Genomic DNA, 18,572 nt, shown 5'->3' on the forward strand with positions numbered 1-18,572 from the left:
TTTTTTTCAATTTAATTGCAAAAAATGAGTCAGCTATAAAAATTAGAAGTATTGGATTTTACGATGAATAATTTTGTTTTTTCTGATTAGATTGTATTTTTCAGAATTTATTTTTTAAATCCATCATGCCATGAAGTATCCTTACAATCTCAATTTCATTTTTTGAAATTTCACGGTAAAAGATAATATGCTGGCCGCATTTATAGATTATAATATTTCTCCGCTTGATTTTGAGACCATTCTTCTACAGCATAATCCCAAATGTCTGTTAGATCATTAAGAGCTTTATCCGTAAAACGATATTTTGGCATTCTATTTTTTTCTGGCTTTTAGGAATTTTAAAAACTTTTTTGATTCAAAATCTTCAGCGATGCCACGGCATTTGCATTTAAAAAAAGATAAACACGAATTTCACCAATTAACACTAATTCTTATCAAAATTGAAATCAAATTTTACAACTTTTACAGTTTCGAATATTTTGTGTAATTAAACAGCGATCTTAATTCGTGCAAATTAGTGTAATTCGTGTCAGAAACTTTTAAAAGCGAATGCCGTGAGCGCGGTCCGCCTGCTTGGTATCTTGGCAGCAACCAAAATTCCGATTCCTGTCAAAACTAATTTTACGGGTAAGGGAAGTTATGCTCAAAAGTGACGGAAAACACGAAAAAAAACCAAGCGAAACCATCCCAAAAAAAAGAGGTGCATTGACCTCTTGAAAAATTACAAATCTCTTTTACGATAACTCCATAGTCGCGGAATCACAGCGGTTCCGTTCAACACAAGTTTTATTGTTCGTGCTACGCACGCAACGAAACTCTAGCTGTTATGCGGGGGTTATTTTGTCGAAATTACAATTTTCACACAAAACTTTCACGCTTCTGTTGGCACATTCCAATTTTCACGTTTCTGCTTTTCGGTTTGCAATTTTCAATGTTTTATTTTTCACTTTAAAATTCTGCGTAAAAAAATCAAGTTTCAGTTTTTCAAGTTTCTATTGGCAGATTCTAACTTTCACACTTCAGTTTTTCGTCTGTCAATTGTCAGATTCCAACTTTCCGATTTCTGTTGGCGATTCCAATTTTCACGCTTCTGCATTGTCAACTTCTTGCGGAAACCAATGTTTATTTTCTGATTGTTTTCATCTGCGTAATTTCGGCATAACTCCCGCATAACGTTTGGTCGCTTTGCCTTTACTTTGTAAAAGCCTTTACTTTGTAAAAGCATAAATTTTGTAAATTTCTCAAAGGAAAGCAGAAGTGAACTACGCGCTTGGCCAGACTCATGATCCATACCTCGCATTAGTCTTCTGCTCCTCCTTGAGTTTTGTTGAATGGCTTCAAATAGAATGATAGACGACGGGTCTAATAAAGGCTTTAAAGCAAATTCAACTTTTTATTTCACTTAAAATCAAATGTATGAAAAACTATTTATTTTTTGTAGGGATTGATGTTTCTAAGTTAAAATTAGATGTTACTTTTCTTGAAAAACCATTAGGAAAGAAAACATTTCACTTTTTAGTAAGCAATGACGTCAAAGGGATTAAAGAGATTGTAAAGCAATTAAACAGCCGGAAAATTGCTTTGGAAAACGTATTGGTTAGTTTTGAAGACACTGGTGTTTATTCACTTCCTTTGGGATGTTATTTGACTCAGTACAAGATCGATTATTGGATGATTCCAGCCATTGAAATCAAACGCAGTAAAGGAATCTCCAGAGGGAAAACTGATAAAAATGACTCTAAGGATATTGCGTTTTATGCCTTAACACATTTGCACAAGCTACGATTAACACAGCTTCCAGAGTTATCATTAATTTATCATTAATGGAACTTAAATTACTTTTTACAGAGCGTGAAAAACTACTTAAAACCCTGCGTATCATAGGAAGTACCAGTGAAGGAATCGGCTACATCCCCAAAGAAGCTATGGATGATGTTTTAAAAATTAACAAAGTAGTTGTTAAACAGCTTCAAAAAGCAATCGAAAAAGTTGAACAGAAAATGAAAGAAATCATTCAATCCAATGAGCAGCTCAAATTGCAGAATGAACTCATCCAAAGTATCCCAGGAGTTGGACCACAAACTGCCTTGTATATTATCTTAGTTACCAATCGTTTCAGTCCTTCGAAAACTGGCGACAAGTGGCTTGTTATGCAGGAGTGGCTCCATTTGAATACAGTTCGGGCAGTTCTATTAAAGGAAGGACAAAGGTCAATCATCTGGCAGATAAAAAACTAAAATCGTTACTGAATATGTGCGCTTTAAACAGCAAAAAACACGACACAGAACTTAAACAATATTACGAACGAAAAGTAGCCGAAGGAAAATCAAAAATGTTGGTTTTAAATAATATAAGATGCAAACTATTAGGACGAATTTTTGCAACCATTAACCGCGGAACACCTTATGTCAACATTAAAAAATTTGCAGCGTAATTTAGCATTTTTTACTTGGATTTTGCCATAGAATGCGAGGTTGGGGAATAAAGACGCGAGATTTTTCGGTTAAATACAAATTTTACAAACACAAAACCATCTTTAAATTCAGCTTAAAACCCCTATCTCGCCAAACGGCTGTTAGCTGAAGGTGTTTTGTAATGTTAAGTTTGTTTTTAACTGTTTTATATTGTATTTTTGTATAAAAATTACGAATTTAAAGCTTCAAGTTATGATTCAAGAGTTTTCGTTAAAAAATTTCTTATCATTTAATAATAAACAGACAGTTAGTTTTTTGGCTAATTCAGATAAAACACTTTTAAATGAGTTAACATACGAGCCAAAAAAAGGCGTAAAAATTCTAAAATTATTGGTGATTTATGGTTCCAATGCATCTGGTAAATCAAATCTATTAATTGCAATTCAAACTTTATGGATGATGTTAATTTCATCAGAAGATAAAGAAAGTAATAAAATTGAATTTTATAAACCTTTTAAATTAAATAATGGAGAACCTATTGAGTTTGATATTGTTTTTTGGATGGGAACTAGAAAGTTTAAATATGAAATTAAATTTAACGAGAATGAAATTTTATTTGAAAAATTAGAATATGTTACGGATTCGGGGATTATGTCTGATTTGTATGAAAAAAGCATTGGAAAAGAAATAAAATTTGGAAGTACTTTTGACATTAAATCAAAAACTAAGAATGAGTTTAATACGGAAACGCTTAAAAATCACACCGTCCTTTCAACTTTGAATAAAAAAAACATTAATGCTCCAAAAATTCTTTTAGAGTTATATGATTGGATAAGAAATAATGTTATTGAATTAGGAGCACACAATGATTCAATTGAAATTGCTGAATACGCCAATAAAGATCCGAAAACAAAAGAATTTTTATTAGATTTATTGAGTAGAGCAGATTTTAATATTACTGACTTTACTGTAATTGAATCAAAGTTAAACAGTAAATTAATAGAAGAAATATCAAAAGATGATAGTTTAACCGAATCTCTAAAAGAAAAACTATTAAAACCTCAAAAACAAGTTTTATTTACTCATAAAAATGATGATGTGGAATTTCAAATTGAATTTGGAATGCAATCTTCGGGAACTAGAATTTATTTTAGATTAGCAAGATTATTAATGGAATTAGGTAATCGTGGTACTATTGTTCTAGAAGATGAATTGGAAGATAGTTTGCATTATGATTTATTATTACATTTTTTAGAAACTTTTCTAAGAATCGAAAATGATAGTCAATTAATTTTTTCAACACATAATCAAATGCTACTTGGTGAGGATTGGATGTTGAGAAGAGATATGGTTTGTTTTGTTGAAAAATCTAGAAATAAATCAAATTCAGAATTATATAAAGCTTCTGATTTAGGTTTGCATAAAAATTTATCACTTCTGAATGCTTATAAAATTGGAAAATTAGGTGCTAAACCTAATTTAGGATCCACAATTCTAAACCAAATTTGATTATGAGGAAAACTATAGCAATAATTGGGGAAGGAATTACTGAAAAATATTATATTGAATCTCTTAAAGGAATTTCTCCATTTGTTGTTATGCCTAGAGAATTGGGCAAAAAAGCTTCAAGCCTTAAAACTTTGGAGAAAAATATACTTTTAAGTGTTGAAAAGGGTTTCGATGAAATTTACTGTTTAATTGATATGGATGGGAAAACATCTGGAAAATCACAAATCGAGTACTCTGCATTAGTGAAAAAATATCATTCTAAAATCTTAGTTAAGAAATCAAAAGGTATTGAGTCGAAAGTAATTTTTATAGAAACTGAAAGATGTACTGAATTGTGGTTTTTATATTATTTTACAAAAGGTGTATTAACTAAAAAGTTTAATAGTTATGATGAACTTGAAAAAGAGTTGAAAAAATATAGACCTAATTATGAGAAAACTGAAAAATTCTTTAAATCAATAGTTAACATTAATAAAAATTTTGAAACAGAAAATCCAAAAGGCTCAATAATTAATGCTTATAGAAATTCTGAATCATCATTAAAAAGTCATCTTAAAGATGAAAGAGGTTATTCGTATAGTGAAATGCATTTACTAATTAAAGCTTTGGGGATTTATTCTGAAGACAAAGTTGAGTGACACTTTCAGCTAACGTTCCCTTGCTACAAGAGGTTTGGGATTAAATTATGCCTTGTTTTCGGATTTGCCTAAACATCCCAAATACAAGACCATTTTTAAATCAAGCCAATTGCCCAAATCTCTTAAAGCAAGTGTTACCACACGTTTTTATTTTATCTCATCTATTGGAATATTCAATAATTCTCCGTCATAATGAACTCTATTATTTTCATAATCTTCTTTCGCAAATGCCTTTAATTTCTTTTCAGGTTTTAAATATTGTCCAAAAGAATTTATAGTAATTAAGTTATTATGAGTCAAATTAGTTTTCACAATTTCAAATTCTGTATTTGGGAATTTCCGAGAATATTGCAATTGGTCAAAATATTGTCCTTGTAGAAATAAAGTTTTATTTTCTGATATTTTTATATAAAATCCAGAACCTAAATCATATGTTTCATTTCGTTTAAAGACTTTTTCCGTTTCAATTTTCAAAACTTGTGCTTTTCCGTTCTTAATTTCGTTTTCAACTTTTCTATTCCAACCTATTTCTCCGTTTTTGTTCATCCAATAAACCACAATTCCAAAAGAAAATATTAACAAAGGAATTAAAATCATTAGTTGTATTTCAGATGATACTGCGTCAACAAATTTGTCATAAAGCAACAAAGGTGTTAAAAGAGCCATTGTAATTCCAATTAATTTCATTCCGAAATTTTCAAAATGTTTCCAAAGCGAATATTTTCTACTTTTTAGCAGATTTATTTCTTCAAGATTGTATTTGCGTTCTGTTTTTTTCAAAATGTGTGGTAACGTCTTGGCGCTACACGAGGTTTGGGATTAAAGATGCGAGTTTTTTCGGATATGTACAAATTTCCAAAGTACAAAACCATCTTTAAATTCAGCCTAATGCCCAAATCTCGTGTAACGGCTGTTAGGAGGTGTTGTGACACGAACGATAAGCACGGCAGAAACTCTATTCCAATTATCTATTCCAATTGCGCAAAGTTTTTCCGCCTTCCAATATTCCGTTTCAATTTATTTCTGTATTTCCACTTCAAAAATCTTCAATTAAACCTCAAAAAAAATCGACAAAAATTTTCCGCTTTGCATGTCCATAAAGTGATTAACATTTGCTTGTCCGCAACTATTAAACATCAAGTTGCGCTTCAATTTTTCGCCAGCTCGGTTTCTGCGTCAGTTCAATATTTTCGTTCCTAAAATCCTAATTAAAACCGTCTGCGTCTCGTTCACGGAGCAATGCCTCCTAACGTGTCGCCGCTTTGCGTCTGTTGCGAGCTTCGGAACGCTATATTTTCCGTTAAAGATACAACTTCTTGCGAAAGATAAACGTGAATTTAGCACTTTTCTCGCAATAGCGCAAAACGGCTGTTAGCCGTTCGGTTTTCTTATTTATATTTTCTAAAGGCTTGAATAAATTGATATATTCCATAACCAACAAATGTCTTTCCTAAAAAATCAAAAACAAAAAACCAAGCGCTAGATAATTTAGTGTCTTCTATATAATCAAATTTATGAAGAGGATTTAGAAATTCTATAAATATTTTAAAACCTTCACCAAAATTCCAAAGATTTGTATTCATTGTGAAATAATACTTTTCTGTTGTCAAAAGTGAAAAGTAAAAGAAAGTCCAGCCGACAACAAATACAAAAATTATTGCTCTACCATAACTGTCGCCATGGTCATTTGACCACTTATTTAACCATAAATTAATTCTATCTAATCTATTGTTAGTAATACTTTTTAAATTCTTGATTGTTGTGTCTAGTGGAATGTTACCACCATTATGTATAAGTTCTATTCGTAAAACTTCTTTTTCTATTGATTTGTATTTTAATGATTCGGACAAGTTTTTTTGTGATTCTAAATTATCCTTTAGGATTCTAAAAGTTTCTCTTTTATTTGTGATTGGAATTATTGCATTTTCTGAAACTGCTGTTTCATATTCATCTTCTTCTGTGATAAATTCTGTGTCAGTGTAATTATTTAAGTTAAATTCAAAAAGCCCTAATTTGCCATGAATAATAGCTAAAGATATATCGAATCCTTTCTCAATTTTTGTTCCTCGTAAAAGGATTAATTTATTTATCAAAGAATATGTGAAAAGAACATTCTCTTTAAAAACTGATGATGAAAACACTACAGTATCCATAAAATCTGTCTTATAGAAAATTGTTTTTTTGTAGAAAATACTTCGCCAAAAGTCTGCTAGACCTTCAAACTTTGTATTTCTAAAATCTGCTTCTTTTTCAAAGTGACATTGCCAAAATCTAATTTTACCTTTAACAATTGAATTTCTAGCATTAAAGCCATTTTTGAAATGACATTTTGAAAATATTACTGAATTTTCATAAGACCTTAAATTGACATTATTTTCAAATATGCAATTTTCAAAGCATATGTCTCGCGCTTTTGATGTATCATGATATAGTTGTACTCCTTTTTTAAAAGTACAATCTTTAAATTTTAAGCCATATTTTATATTAAAACTACTATAGAATATTTGAGTCGATTCATGATCGCTAAAAACGCTTGATGTTAATGGAAATTTAAAATCATAATCAATAATTTTATTTTTAACTAAAATCCAATAATCATTAGTTACTGGATTTATTATTTCATTTTCAAATTTAACCCTTAAATCATTTTCATTTTCAATAATTTCTATTTCTTCTGACATCTAGATTTCTTTTAAATTTACGATTCTCTCTGCGTTCCACGAAACTGACGGCTAACGTGATCGGGCTAGGCGAAGTGCCTTCTTTAGCCCGCTTCACTAATAATTGCTAAAATAGCCAAATTTTTTAATTTGTACTATTTTATCCATAGAAGCGGAAGGCATTTTGCTTAGCCCGTGTTATGCGTAGTTACTGATCTATTTACAATCTATATTTTTACTCAGTAACGGAGTTGGATAGACTATCTTATCTTTTCTAACCGCAATCAAAATCAATGAAACCAAATTATTTATTGTGCTTAGCAAACCTGCTAGGCGAAGTTAATAATGGGCTTTTAGGGCTCTATTTTTTTGTGATTTTAAGTTAGTGAAACTAAATGATTTATCCTATGTATTGACTTTGTCATTTATTTTTAATAACTTAGCCAAGTCTTGTACGTTGTCAAACGTATTGAAAGTGAACTTTCTACGATTCCCAATCGAAAGACTTGAAGCCTAAATGCTTTATTCTTTAAAATCACAAAAAAAATATCCCGAAAATTCATTGTGCAAGAAACTCCGTAGTCTACTGCCAATTACGCATAACGTTCTCGCGCTACAAGCGGTTTGGGACTAAATTAGCGTTATTTTTCGGTTTAGCCAAATTCTTGCAAATACAAAACCATATTTCAATTAAGCCAATTGCCCAAATCGCTTGTAGCGTGTGTTATGGTGTGTAGCTTGACGATTGCTGAGCACGAACGATTTGACATTTCAATTATCGATTCCTATTTCGGTAGCTTTTCTGCCTTCCGATTTTCCGTTCCAAATAGTTTCACGCTTTTAAGTTTCAATTTCGGTTAATTCTCAAAAAAAAGCGACAAAAAAAATCCGCTTTCGGTTTTCCACAAAGCGGTTTAACGTTTGTTTGTCCGCAACAATTAAGCGTCGAATTTCGGTTCAGATTTTCGTCGGCTCGGTTTCTGTTTCGGTTTGTATTTTTCGGATTAAAACTCCTGATAAAAATTGTCTGTTGATCGTCGGAGCTATACACCATAACGTGTTGCTACTACAGCGGGTTTGGGATTAAATTAAGACCATTTTTTCGGATTTGCCAAATCATTCAGATACAAAACCATTATTCCATTAAGCCGATTGCCCAAATCCGTTGTAGTAGCTGTTACAGGAGGGTTTTTCTTTAGCACGATTTTTCTCTTTAGCATTTTCTATTCCAATTTTTTAAGCTTCGGTTTTCCGTTTTAGTTCGGAAGTTATGTTTGATAAATTCCAATTGTTGGGAAAAAGGAGCAGAGATTAATTTTTAGCTTTCAAGATTACGTTTCAAATGTCAGCGTTAGTTTGGCAAATTAAGTTTTTCACTCCTCAGTTTATCAATTCCTATTTTCACGTTTCTGCTTTTCGGCGTAAGTTTGGCAAATTCCAATTTTTCAAATTCGGCGTTCTGTCTGCGTTCTGTTTTTTACGTTTCTGCTTTGATTTCTATTGAAAATGAAAGCGTCAATTCGGCACGAATTGGCTGTAAACTCTCCTGTAACGTTCCCTTGCTACAAGAGGTTTGGGGTTAAATTAAGCCTTATTTTCGGATTTGCCTAAACTTCCCAAATACAAGACCATTTTTAAATTAAGCCAATTGCCCAAATCTCTTGTAGCAAGTGTTAGGCATAGTTTTTTTGTTCGTTTCGTTTATCTAGTTCTCTTTCTAAATTTTTCAATTCTTCAATATATTCTTTTCTATTTTTCTTATACAGTTTTGAAAAATCTATCTCGTTATAATATTTAATCAAATTTTCAAGTTCAATTTTTGTTAAATCCGTTGGATTTTTGAAGCGGATAGAACTATCGAATTCAGCTTCGTATTTTTCATTTAGTATTTCTGTTGCTTTCGTTTTTGACGGAATATTATTTAAGTTAACTAATTTGAACTTGTTTTTCTGCAATTCAGTTTCTCCAATAATTTTCAAATATTCTGCAATAATACTTTGGTCGATTTCTATAATGCCTTTTCCGAATTTATGTCTATCTGTACCGTTTTTTTTCACTCCAGAAATCCAGTAACCATTTCCAGTTTCAATGTCAAAATAGTTGCTAGAAAAACCTTTTCCTTTTTGATAAACATTTCCATTAAAGTAAATTGTTTTTCCCGTTTTCGAAAAGAAGCATTTTCCAATCTGTGCTTGTCCATCATGATTTGCTCCAGTTTCAATTTCAACGTATACAATTTCAGATTTCATTTTATACTTAAATGGTTATTGTTATTACGATTTTAGTTTCTTCAGTAAAATTATGCCTAACGTGTCGCTACTACAGCGGGTTTGGGACTAAATTAAGCCCATTCTTCGGATTTGCCAAATCATTTCAAATGCAAAACCATTTTTCCATTAAGCCTATTGCCCAAATCCGTTGTAGTAGCTGTTATGGATAGGCTTTATTGTACCTTTAATCCTTTCAAAAATTCATTAAATTTCTTTATATTCTCATCGTAAGTTTCTGGTGTAGAACAAAAATGAACAAATAGATAAGCACTTGAAGTTTCAAGTAAAACAAATTGATTGTGATAGACATGTTTTTTGAAAATATAAAATACGCGAGAACTTACTCCATGCTTAACTTTTTTAAAATCTCTTTTATTTCTACCATACCAAGTATATTGATCACTAAATAAAGTAGGTTTTCCAAATGTGTTACCTGTAATGTAGATTCTCTGAAAATCTTTAAAGTTTTCAAAGCGATTCTTTTTAAAAGCAGTTATCATAATAGCGTTCTCTATTCCATTAACTTTCGGCATAACTCCACCATACATATTTGACGGTAAATCTGAATCTACTTTAAGCCAATCTGGTTTCTCTATAGAATAATCATTTTCATAATCGTTGTAAGATGATGTTTCAACAGCATTTATCTTCTGTTCTGTAATTTTCACCATAGTGGTGTCAACTTGTGAAATACAGAATATTGGGAATAATAGGGAAAGAAATAAATATTTCATTTTTAAAATTTAGTTGTTTTAAGCTTATCCATAACGTTCTCGCGCTACAAGCGGTTTGGGACTAAATTAGCGTTATTTTTCGGTTTAGCCAAATTCTTGCAAATACAAAACCATATTTCAATTAAGCCAATTGCCCAAATCGCTTGTAGCGTGTGTTATGGTGTGTAGCTTGACGATTGCTGAGCACGAACGATTTGACATTTCAATTATCGATTCCTATTTCGGTAGCTTTTCTGCCTTCCGATTTTCCGTTCCAAATAGTTTCACGCTTTTAAGTTTCAATTTCGGTTAATTCTCAAAAAAAAGCGACAAAAAAAATCCGCTTTCGGTTTTCCACAAAGCGGTTTAACGTTTGTTTGTCCGCAACAATTAAGCGTCGAATTTCGGTTCAGATTTTCGTCGGCTCGGTTTCTGTTTCGGTTTGTATTTTTCGGATTAAAACTCCTGATAAAAATTGTCTGTTGATCGTCGGAGCTATACACCATAACGTTCTGGTACTACAGCGGGTTTGGGACTATATTAAGCCCATTCTTCGGATTTGCCAAATCATTCAGATACAAAACTATCTTTCCATTAAGCCAATTGCCCAAATCCGTTGTAGTAGCTGTTAGTGGCTGTGCATTATTATCTTTCTATATCACTTCTAAATTTTCCTTTTTCATATTCGAATAGGATTACTTTTTCACCAGAAACTTTGTCAACTTCTCCATATGTAATTTTTGCTTTATTTTTCTCAAACCATTCTTTCCAAACTTTTATTTCCTCTATTGTTGGACTATAAGTTAACCCGGAATAGTTTAAATCGTATTTTTTTGGCTTAATCCCAGACAAATTAGCCATCAAATTCGGTAAATGAATTTCATAACCTTTACCTGTTAAAATTCCACTTTCTATTTCCAATATTGACGAGTAAACAAGTTCAGAAGCGGAAACTTCAGTTTGAATTGTCTGACTATAAGAATAGAAACTTAATAATAACGTTAGGTAAAGAAATTTTCTCATTTTATATATTTTTTCTTATATGCAGGATCTTTGCATAGCCACTAACGTGATCGGGCTAGGCGAAGTGCCTTCTTTAGCCCGCTTCACTAATAATTGCTAAAATAGCCAAATTTTTTAATTTGTACTATTTTATCCATAGAAGCGGAAGGCATTTTGCTTAGCCCGTGTTATGCGTAGTTACTGATCTATTTACAATCTATATTTTTACTCAGTAACGGAGTTGGATAGACTATCTTATCTTTTCTAACCGCAATCAAAATCAATGAAACCAAATTATTTATTGTGCTTAGCAAACCTGCTAGGCGAAGTTAATAATGGGCTTTTAGGGCTCTATTTTTTTGTGATTTTAAGTTAGTGAAACTAAATGATTTATCCTATGTATTGACTTTGTCATTTATTTTTAATAACTTAGCCAAGTCTTGTACGTTGTCAAACGTATTGAAAGTGAACTTTCTACGATTCCCAATCGAAAGACTTGAAGCCTAAATGCTTTATTCTTTAAAATCACAAAAAAAATATCCCGAAAATTCATTGTGCAAGAAACTCCGTAGTCTACTGCCAATTACGCATAACGTTCCCTTGCTACAAGAGGTTTGGGGTTAAATTAAGCCTTATTTTCGGATTTGCCTAAACTTCCCAAACACAAGACCATTTTTAAATTAAGCCAAATGCCCAAATCTCTTGTAGCAAGTGTTGGCAGATCGTAGCTCTTTATAGTTCAATTTGGATACTTACTTTTCCACCAAATCCTTTTTCTACAATGTCATACAAAGTTTTCAGAGTCAAATTACTTCCGTTATTTTCAATTCTTGAAATATATTCTCTTTTTTTATCAACTAAACCGCCAAGTTCAGTTTGCGTTAAATGCTTTTCTTCTCGAGCTTTTTTTAGTAACAAGCCAATTTTGAAACCTTGAAAATCTCTTTCAAGTTCATCACGTCTTTCGGTTCCTTTTTCCCCGTAAACATTGTCTTTAATGTCTTTCCAACTTTTAGTTTCCATAATTTATTTGTTTTTTTCTTCGTAGTATTTTTTCATTAATCTCAATGCTTTTTCAATCTCATTTTTGGGAGTTTTTTGCGTTTTTTTCTGAAAGCCATTGAGTAGTATTACGAGTTTTCCATTGTCAAAAAAACAAAATACTCGCCAAATATTTGAAGCTAATTGGATTCTCGCTTCATATAAACCATTTGTTCCCTCCATTGATTTAAGATAATTGGAAGGAACTCTTTCTAAAGTTTCTATTGCTTCAATAATTTTAAAGATTTTATCTTGAACCTTTTTCGGTTGTTCAAGAAGAAAATCTTCAAAGTAATTTTCATATGCTATAACTTCACGTACTTTCATTTTTCAAAGGTAACTTAAAAGTTACACAACTGCAAATCGCGTTCGTATTTTCTGCTATGTCTGCCAACGTTCCCTTGCTACAAGAGGTTTGGGATTAAATTAAGCCTTATTTTCGGATTTGCCTAAACTTCCCAAATACAAAACCATTTTTAAATTAAGCCAAATGCCCAAATCTCTTGTAGCAAGTGTTAGCGGTAGGTATTATTTTAGTACGCTATTAATATGATTTATAGATACACATCCACTAATTCCAATCGAATTATTGGTAACTGCGTCCGCAAACAATTTATTTACTTTCACTTGGCTAATTCCACCAAATGCAATGTCAACGCCAAGATTTGCACTTAAATTCGAAAGTTGTTGAGAAGTGTTTGCATATGGGTTTAAAATAAATGTAGCAATTCCAATAACTTCATCTTCTGTACTACCAATTTTTAATATTGGGCCTCCTGAATTTCCCTTATTCATTGTTAAATCAAGCCAAGAAACTTCTCTATTCATTTCAGTATTATCTTGCAATTTAATTTTATCAGTCCATTTTGTTGACAATATTCCAGTTGATACAAACTGTTGTTCTATTCCCAAAGGATAACCTACTGAATAAACTTGTTCTCCTTCGTTTACATTTTCAAATTTTCCAAGTTTTAAAAAATCATAAGAAACCGCCGTTTTTATTGATGGTTCAAGAAAACAATAATCATAAATCAAAGCATCTCTGTATCCTGCTTCAAAAAGATAAGTATAAATTCCCAATTCTATTTTTTCTCCGGAGATAAATTCAGCTGTAATTTTCTTTAAATGAATTTGTTTTGTGGTTTCGTCTACAGTAATTGCTGGTTGAATTACGTGCCAGCAAGTAATTATTTGTCCTGATTTTGAAACAACAAAACCAGTACCCGAAGGCTTGTCATCTATTAATATTCTAACAACAGATTTTTTTGCGTGAAGTAGTCTTTGTTTATCTATTGATTGTCCGTTCATTTTAGTAAAAAATGTAAAAGTTAAAAGTGCAATTAAGATTTTTTTCATACTTTTTTAAAGTTTTCTGTATATTACTGGATGTCTTCTCTGGGATACTTACCGCTAACGTGTTGCTACTACAGCGGGTTTGGGATTAAATTAAGACCAATTTTCGGATTTGCCAAATAATTCCAGATACAAAACCAACTTTCCATTAAGCCTAATGCCCAAATCCGTTGTAGTAGCTGTTATGCCTTCGTGCTTTTTTCTATATTGGTTTTATTCACTTCCTTTCCATAAATGTCAAGGTTTTTCTCTTTGGAATATATTTTCCAATTCTTTATTAATTCAACAAACTGAATTTCGGTACAATTATCAAATTTTTTTAAAGCAAAATACATTGCGGTTATAGAAATTGACCTAAGCTTTGAGCGATGTCTTTCTTGGCATTTTGGACACCACATCATTGGAGCTTGAATATTTTTTTCGGCTCTAATTTGATTCAGTTTATTATCTAATTCAGCTACAAGTTTAAACTGTTTTGTAATTGTCAAATTTTCTTTCCAATTTTCTTTTAAAAGCTGTTTTAATTCAGGAAACCAAATTGTATGTGCTTCTCCAGTTGACATTTATTTTCTTTTATATTATATCGTCATTTTCGTGGTTTTCTTTTTCAATATCATTCATCTCTTCGTGTGTCAATCCATACGGTGCACCACCAGAAGTGTATCCCACAATAAAAGCAAAATTTTCATCGCTATCAAATTCAACGTCTTCAGCTTTTATTTCTTTATTTCGTTTACGATTTTTTCTTTCGCTCATCTTTCGGTTTTTTAGCATGAGGCATAACGTCCCCTTGCTACAAGAGGTTTGGGGTTAAATTAAGCCTTATTTTCGGATTTGCCTAAACATTCCAAATACAAGAGCATTTTCAAATTAAGCCAATTGCCCAAATCGCTTGTAACAAGTGTTAGGCGAGGGTTGTTTTTGTCGAAAATACGATTTTAACCGCAAATTTCTCAAGTTTCTGTTGGCAGATTCCAATTTTCACGTTTCTGCTTTTCGGTTTGTAATTTTCGATGTTTTTTTACTTTTCCGTTTTTTTGGTTTCTGCTTTTATAGATTCCAACTTTCAAACGTCTGTTTTATAAATTCCAATTTTCACGCTTCTGTTTTCAAGATTTCAATTTATCAAGTTTCTGTTGGCGATTCCAATTTTCACGCTTCTGCTTTATAAATTTCCTGCGAGCTACAAACTTCATTTCCAAATCGGATTTATCTGCGTATTTTCGGCACAACTCTCGCCTAACGTGTTGCTACTACAGCGGGTTTGGGATTAAATTAAGCCTTATTTTCGGATTTGCCAAATCATCCAAACACAAAACCATTTTTCCATTAAGCCAATTGCCCAAATCCGTTGTAGTAGCGGTTATGTGTGGTCGCGACACGAACGGAAAGCACGTCAGAAACTCGATTTCGATTATCTATTCCAATTGCACAAAGCTTTTCCGCCTTCCGATTGTCGATTCCAATTATTTTCATAGTTTCAATTTTTAAAGTCGTTTATTAATCCTCAAAATAAATCGACAAAAAATATTCCGCTTCGATTATCAAAAAAAGTGATTAACATTTGCTTTTCCACAACAATTAAAAAACGATTTGCGCTTCAATTTTCAGCTTGCTCGGTTTCTGTCTCAATTAATCATTTTCGTCTCTAAAATTCCTGATTAAAATTGTCTGCTTCTCGTTCACGGAGCGATCACACATAACGTTCCCTTGCTACAAGAGGTTTGGGATTAAATTAAGCCTTATTTTCGGATTTGCCTAAACTTCCCAAATACAAGACCATTTTTAAATTAAGCCAAATGCCCAAATCTCTTGTAGCAAGTGTTACCAGCAGTTATTATTTTATATAGAAATGTATATTGCACCATTATGGTTTTTCGCATAACTATGCATTAATAAAAATAATTTACAGTATTCTAATCTTAATAAATCAATTGGTCTTTTATTTAGAAAAACTATACCTTCTCTAATTGGAAGAATTGAATTGTTTTTCAAATCTTTCATATTTATAAAGTAGACTTTATCTTGTTTTGAATTATAAATAGTTATTCTGCAATAATCAATTTTATTGCAGTCTGTATGCCCTGTAATAGTTTTATTTCCTATGAATTTATGAACTTGTCCAACAATTTCATTTTTAGCATTATAGATTCTAGCCGTACTTCTATATTCTTTGGTCTCATATGGTTCTTCTCTTTTATCTGCAAAATTATAATCAAATTTTTCAGTATTTATTTTTGAAATAATATCTTTCTTTATGTATTCGACAAGAATTTTAAATTCGTTAAGGTCAAAATTAATTTTGTCATCGTATTTTAGAAATGAAAGTCTAGTATCAAAATTATTCGGAAGATAATTTTTGAAGTCAGTTTTAGGATAAAAATAGGTATATACATCTTGAGTAAATTCAGGAAATGAAGTGTCAAAACTCAATTTGTTTTGGTTGTCTGGTAAGGTGATATACATTAAAATAACATCAGCTCTAATATAGTTCCAATTTATACTTTTAACTTCGGCTTTGAAATCATTCATTTTATCTTCTTCTAATTTTAGAGAAATTACAATATTTCGACTATCTGGAGCATATTGTTTAAAATAACTATTAGAGAGAGAATCTTCTAATTTTTTTAAAATTGATTTTAAAATATTATTCATTATAAAAGCAAGTAAATATTGTTGTATATATTTTTATTCGGTAATTGCTGGTAACGTTCTCGCGCTACAAGCGGTTTGGGACTAAATTAGCGTTATTTTTCGGTTTAGCCAAATTCTTGCAAATACAAAACCATATTTCAATTAAGCCAATTGCCCAAATCGCTTGTAGCGTGTGTTATGGTGTGTAGCTTGACGATTGCTGAGCACGAACGATTTGACATTTCAATTATCGATTCCTATTTCGGTAGCTTTTCTGCCTTCCGATTTTCCGTTCCAAATAGTTTCACGCTTTTAAGTTTCAATTTCGGTTAATTCTCAAAAAAAAGCGACAAAAAAAATCCGCTTTCGGTTTTCCACAAAGCGGTTTAACGTTTGTTTGTCCGCAACAATTAAGCGTCGAATTTCGGTTCAGATTTTCGTCGGCTCGGTTTCTGTTTCGGTTTGTATTTTTCGGATTAAAACTCCTGATAAAAATTGTCTGTTGATCGTCGGAGCTATACACCATAACGTTCCCTTGCTACAAGAGGTTTGGGATTAAATTAAGCCTTATTTTCGGATTTGCCTAAATTTCCCTAATACAAGATCATTTATAAATTAAGCCAAATGTCCAAATCTCTTGTAGCAAGTGTTATGCGTTCGGCTTTTTATTTATATTTCAATTTCCATTTTGTGAAAGTCCATTTTTTCAATTAAAGTTAGGCTGTTTTTTGAATCTAAAAGATGCTGAGAACTAAAAATGGATTTTTCTGATTATTTACTTTCTTGCTTGTTCCTTATATTTTTCTATAAACTCTTTTGCTTCTCTTATGTTTTTAGGATATTCCGCATAATTCTGATAACTTGTTATGCCTCTGCTATTAGTTTCAATTTTTTGATAAATATGGTCATAACGAAAACCGTTTTCAACTAAATATTGGACGACTTCCCATTTTTTATCATCCGTCTTTTTTGGAGGCCTGAATCTATGTGACAAAAGAGTCATTGATTTTCCACATTCTGAACAGGGATATAGTCTGTCAGAATCAGTTTCCAAAGGTCTATTTAAAGACTTTCTACAATCTATGCAAACGCTTTTATATCCCATTTTGTCCGTTCTTCTGTTTTTTTAAGCTGACGCATAACGTGTTGCTACTACAGCGGGTTTGGGATTAAATTAAGACCATTTTTTCGGATTTGCCAAATCATTCAGATACAAAACTATTATTCCATTAAGCCGATTGCCCAAATCCGTTGTAGTAGCTGTTACAGGAGGGTTTTTCTTTAGCACGATTTTTCTCTTTAGCATTTTCTATTCCAATTTTTTAAGCTTCGGTTTTCCGTTTTAGTTCGGAAGTTATGTTTGATAAATTCCAATTGTTGGGAAAAAAGAGCAGAGATTAATTTTTTGGCTTTCAAGATTACGTTTCAAATGTCAGCGTTAGTTTGGCAGATTAAGTTTTTCATTCCTCAGGTTATCAATTCCTAATTTTCACGTTTCTGCTTTTCGGCGTAAGTTTGGCAGATTCCAATTTTTCAAATTCGGCGTTCTGTCTGCGTTCGGTTTTTTACGTTTCTGCTTTGATTTCTATTGAAAATGAAAGCGTCAATTAGGCACGAATTGGCTGTAAACTCTCCTGTAACGTTCTCGCGCTACAAGCGGTTTGGGACTAAATTAGCGTTATTTTTCGGTTTAGCCAAATTCTTGCAAATACAAAACCATATTTCAATTAAGCCAATTGCCCAAATCGCTTGTAGCGTGTGTTATGGTGTGTAGCTTGACGATTGCTGAGCACGAACGATTTGACATTTCAATTATCGATTCCTATTTCGGTAGCTTTTCTGCCTTCCGATTTTCCGTTCCAAATAGTTTCACGCTTTTAAGTTTCAATTTCGGTTAATTCTCAAAAAAAAGCGACAAAAAAAATCCGCTTTCGGTTTTCCACAAAGCGGTTTAACGTTTGTTTGTCCGCAACAATTAAGCGTCGAATTTCGGTTCAGATTTTCGTCGGCTCGGTTTCTGTTTCGGTTTGTATTTTTCGGATTAAAACTCCTGATAAAAATTGTCTGTTGATCGTCGGAGCTATACACCATAACGTTCTCGCGCTACAAGCGGTTTGGGACTAAATTAGCGTTATTTTTCGGTTTAGCCAAATTCTTGCAAATACAAAACCATATTTCAATTAAGCCAATTGCCCAAATCGCTTGTAGCGTGTGTTATGGTGTGTAGCTTGACGATTGCTGAGCACGAACGATTTGACATTTCAATTATCGATTCCTATTTCGGTAGCTTTTCTGCCTTCCGATTTTCCGTTCCAAATAGTTTCACGCTTTTAAGTTT

The 18,572-nt window shown here is 32.0% G+C and carries 19 protein-coding genes and 1 pseudogene; 5 read left to right on the plus strand and 15 right to left on the minus strand.

All coding sequences use genetic code 11. The features are described 5' to 3' along the window. Positions 1-100 precede the first annotated feature (100 nt). A pseudogene (locus OZP07_RS09945) lies at positions 101-311 on the minus strand (type II toxin-antitoxin system RelE/ParE family toxin). A 1,105-nt stretch (positions 312-1,416) separates the two neighbouring features. On the opposite strand from OZP07_RS09945, the gene OZP07_RS09950 reads away from it, so the two are divergent. From OZP07_RS09950 to OZP07_RS09970, 5 genes are all read left to right on the plus strand, one after another. Beyond that, a complete protein-coding gene (locus OZP07_RS09950) occupies positions 1,417-1,824 on the plus strand; it encodes an IS110 family transposase (protein WP_281638233.1) in 408 nt (135 codons plus the stop codon). Next, positions 1,824-2,237, plus strand: coding sequence for a hypothetical protein (locus OZP07_RS09955; protein WP_281638234.1), 414 nt, complete (start codon positions 1,824-1,826; stop codon positions 2,235-2,237). The genes OZP07_RS09950 and OZP07_RS09955 overlap by 1 nt, the downstream gene beginning before the upstream one ends. Next, positions 2,159-2,434: a transposase gene (locus tag OZP07_RS09960; protein ID WP_432419553.1), complete on the plus strand. Its 276-nt coding sequence runs from the start codon at positions 2,159-2,161 to the stop codon at positions 2,432-2,434. Before OZP07_RS09955 ends, OZP07_RS09960 begins: the two co-directional genes overlap by 79 nt. A 232-nt stretch (positions 2,435-2,666) precedes the next feature. Next, complete coding sequence (locus OZP07_RS09965; protein WP_281638236.1) at positions 2,667-3,923, plus strand: AAA family ATPase; 1,257 nt, start codon at positions 2,667-2,669, stop codon at positions 3,921-3,923. Between the two features lie 2 nt (positions 3,924-3,925). Further along, complete coding sequence (locus tag OZP07_RS09970) at positions 3,926-4,561, plus strand: RloB family protein (protein ID WP_281638237.1); 636 nt, start codon at positions 3,926-3,928, stop codon at positions 4,559-4,561. Between the two features lie 147 nt (positions 4,562-4,708). Here the strand turns inward: OZP07_RS09970 and OZP07_RS09975 are convergent, their stop codons facing one another. The 14 genes from OZP07_RS09975 to OZP07_RS10040 all read right to left on the minus strand — a co-directional run bounded on the left by OZP07_RS09975 (position 4,709) and on the right by OZP07_RS10040 (position 17,540). Next, the gene (locus tag OZP07_RS09975; protein ID WP_281638238.1) at positions 4,709-5,248 is read right to left on the minus strand and encodes a hypothetical protein; all 540 of its coding nucleotides are present in this window, start codon (positions 5,246-5,248) and stop codon (positions 4,709-4,711) included. A gap of 701 nt (positions 5,249-5,949) precedes the next feature. After that, positions 5,950-7,242 (minus strand): pentapeptide repeat-containing protein, encoded by a 1,293-nt coding sequence (locus OZP07_RS09980; RefSeq protein ID WP_281638239.1) that lies wholly within the window; start codon positions 7,240-7,242, stop codon positions 5,950-5,952. A gap of 1,067 nt (positions 7,243-8,309) precedes the next feature. After that, positions 8,310-8,441, minus strand: coding sequence for a hypothetical protein (locus OZP07_RS09985; RefSeq protein ID WP_281638240.1), 132 nt, complete (start codon positions 8,439-8,441; stop codon positions 8,310-8,312). Between the two features lie 453 nt (positions 8,442-8,894). Beyond that, complete coding sequence (locus tag OZP07_RS09990) at positions 8,895-9,470, minus strand: hypothetical protein (RefSeq protein WP_281638241.1); 576 nt, start codon at positions 9,468-9,470, stop codon at positions 8,895-8,897. Between the two features lie 194 nt (positions 9,471-9,664). Next, complete coding sequence (locus OZP07_RS09995; RefSeq protein ID WP_281638242.1) at positions 9,665-10,225, minus strand: hypothetical protein; 561 nt, start codon at positions 10,223-10,225, stop codon at positions 9,665-9,667. 624 nt (positions 10,226-10,849) lie between these two features. After that, a complete protein-coding gene (locus OZP07_RS10000) occupies positions 10,850-11,227 on the minus strand; it encodes a hypothetical protein (RefSeq protein WP_281638243.1) in 378 nt (125 codons plus the stop codon). A 711-nt stretch (positions 11,228-11,938) separates the two neighbouring features. Further along, complete coding sequence (locus OZP07_RS10005) at positions 11,939-12,229, minus strand: helix-turn-helix domain-containing protein (protein WP_281638244.1); 291 nt, start codon at positions 12,227-12,229, stop codon at positions 11,939-11,941. A 3-nt stretch (positions 12,230-12,232) separates the two neighbouring features. Further along, positions 12,233-12,574, minus strand: coding sequence for a type II toxin-antitoxin system RelE/ParE family toxin (locus tag OZP07_RS10010; RefSeq protein WP_281638245.1), 342 nt, complete (start codon positions 12,572-12,574; stop codon positions 12,233-12,235). A gap of 201 nt (positions 12,575-12,775) precedes the next feature. Further along, complete coding sequence (locus OZP07_RS10015; protein WP_281638246.1) at positions 12,776-13,603, minus strand: S1 family peptidase; 828 nt, start codon at positions 13,601-13,603, stop codon at positions 12,776-12,778. Positions 13,604-13,782: 179 nt separating this feature from the next. Then, entirely contained in the window at positions 13,783-14,163 is a 381-nt protein-coding gene (locus OZP07_RS10020) for a hypothetical protein (protein WP_281638247.1), read from the minus strand. 10 nt (positions 14,164-14,173) lie between these two features. Then, positions 14,174-14,356, minus strand: a complete 183-nt coding sequence (locus OZP07_RS10025; protein ID WP_281638248.1) for a hypothetical protein — start codon at positions 14,354-14,356, stop codon at positions 14,174-14,176. A 1,086-nt stretch (positions 14,357-15,442) separates the two neighbouring features. Beyond that, positions 15,443-16,255 (minus strand): hypothetical protein, encoded by an 813-nt coding sequence (locus OZP07_RS10030; protein WP_281638249.1) that lies wholly within the window; start codon positions 16,253-16,255, stop codon positions 15,443-15,445. A gap of 754 nt (positions 16,256-17,009) precedes the next feature. Beyond that, positions 17,010-17,339 carry a hypothetical protein gene (locus OZP07_RS10035; RefSeq protein WP_281638250.1) on the minus strand — a complete coding sequence of 110 codons (330 nt, stop codon included), beginning with the start codon at positions 17,337-17,339 and terminating at the stop codon, positions 17,010-17,012. Positions 17,340-17,408: 69 nt separating this feature from the next. Continuing rightward, positions 17,409-17,540: a hypothetical protein gene (locus OZP07_RS10040; protein ID WP_281638251.1), complete on the minus strand. Its 132-nt coding sequence runs from the start codon at positions 17,538-17,540 to the stop codon at positions 17,409-17,411. Between the last annotated feature and the right edge of the window lie 1,032 nt (positions 17,541-18,572).

Source organism: Flavobacterium marginilacus, assembly GCF_026870155.1.
In the GTDB taxonomy this organism is placed as follows: Bacteria; Bacteroidota; Bacteroidia; order Flavobacteriales; family Flavobacteriaceae; genus Flavobacterium; species Flavobacterium marginilacus.

Coding starts and splice junctions, on each gene's coding strand:
- OZP07_RS10035 (WP_281638250.1), bottom strand. CDS start 17,339: ATGGGATATAAAAGCGTTTGCATAGATTGTAGAAAGTCTTTAAATAGA.
- OZP07_RS09995 (WP_281638242.1), bottom strand. CDS start 10,225: ATGAAATATTTATTTCTTTCCCTATTATTCCCAATATTCTGTATTTCA.
- OZP07_RS09990 (WP_281638241.1), bottom strand. CDS start 9,470: ATGAAATCTGAAATTGTATACGTTGAAATTGAAACTGGAGCAAATCAT.
- OZP07_RS10020 (WP_281638247.1), bottom strand. CDS start 14,163: ATGTCAACTGGAGAAGCACATACAATTTGGTTTCCTGAATTAAAACAG.
- OZP07_RS09955 (WP_281638234.1), top strand. CDS start 1,824: ATGGAACTTAAATTACTTTTTACAGAGCGTGAAAAACTACTTAAAACC.
- OZP07_RS09970 (WP_281638237.1), top strand. CDS start 3,926: ATGAGGAAAACTATAGCAATAATTGGGGAAGGAATTACTGAAAAATAT.
- OZP07_RS10030 (WP_281638249.1), bottom strand. CDS start 16,255: ATGAATAATATTTTAAAATCAATTTTAAAAAAATTAGAAGATTCTCTC.
- OZP07_RS10005 (WP_281638244.1), bottom strand. CDS start 12,229: ATGGAAACTAAAAGTTGGAAAGACATTAAAGACAATGTTTACGGGGAA.
- OZP07_RS10040 (WP_281638251.1), bottom strand. CDS start 17,540: ATGCTAAAGAGAAAAATCGTGCTAAAGAAAAACCCTCCTGTAACAGCT.
- OZP07_RS10015 (WP_281638246.1), bottom strand. CDS start 13,603: ATGAAAAAAATCTTAATTGCACTTTTAACTTTTACATTTTTTACTAAA.
- OZP07_RS09965 (WP_281638236.1), top strand. CDS start 2,667: ATGATTCAAGAGTTTTCGTTAAAAAATTTCTTATCATTTAATAATAAA.
- OZP07_RS10010 (WP_281638245.1), bottom strand. CDS start 12,574: ATGAAAGTACGTGAAGTTATAGCATATGAAAATTACTTTGAAGATTTT.
- OZP07_RS10000 (WP_281638243.1), bottom strand. CDS start 11,227: ATGAGAAAATTTCTTTACCTAACGTTATTATTAAGTTTCTATTCTTAT.
- OZP07_RS09975 (WP_281638238.1), bottom strand. CDS start 5,248: ATGAAATTAATTGGAATTACAATGGCTCTTTTAACACCTTTGTTGCTT.
- OZP07_RS09985 (WP_281638240.1), bottom strand. CDS start 8,441: ATGCTAAAGAGAAAAATCGTGCTAAAGAAAAACCCTCCTGTAACAGCT.
- OZP07_RS10025 (WP_281638248.1), bottom strand. CDS start 14,356: ATGAGCGAAAGAAAAAATCGTAAACGAAATAAAGAAATAAAAGCTGAA.
- OZP07_RS09980 (WP_281638239.1), bottom strand. CDS start 7,242: ATGTCAGAAGAAATAGAAATTATTGAAAATGAAAATGATTTAAGGGTT.
- OZP07_RS09950 (WP_281638233.1), top strand. CDS start 1,417: ATGAAAAACTATTTATTTTTTGTAGGGATTGATGTTTCTAAGTTAAAA.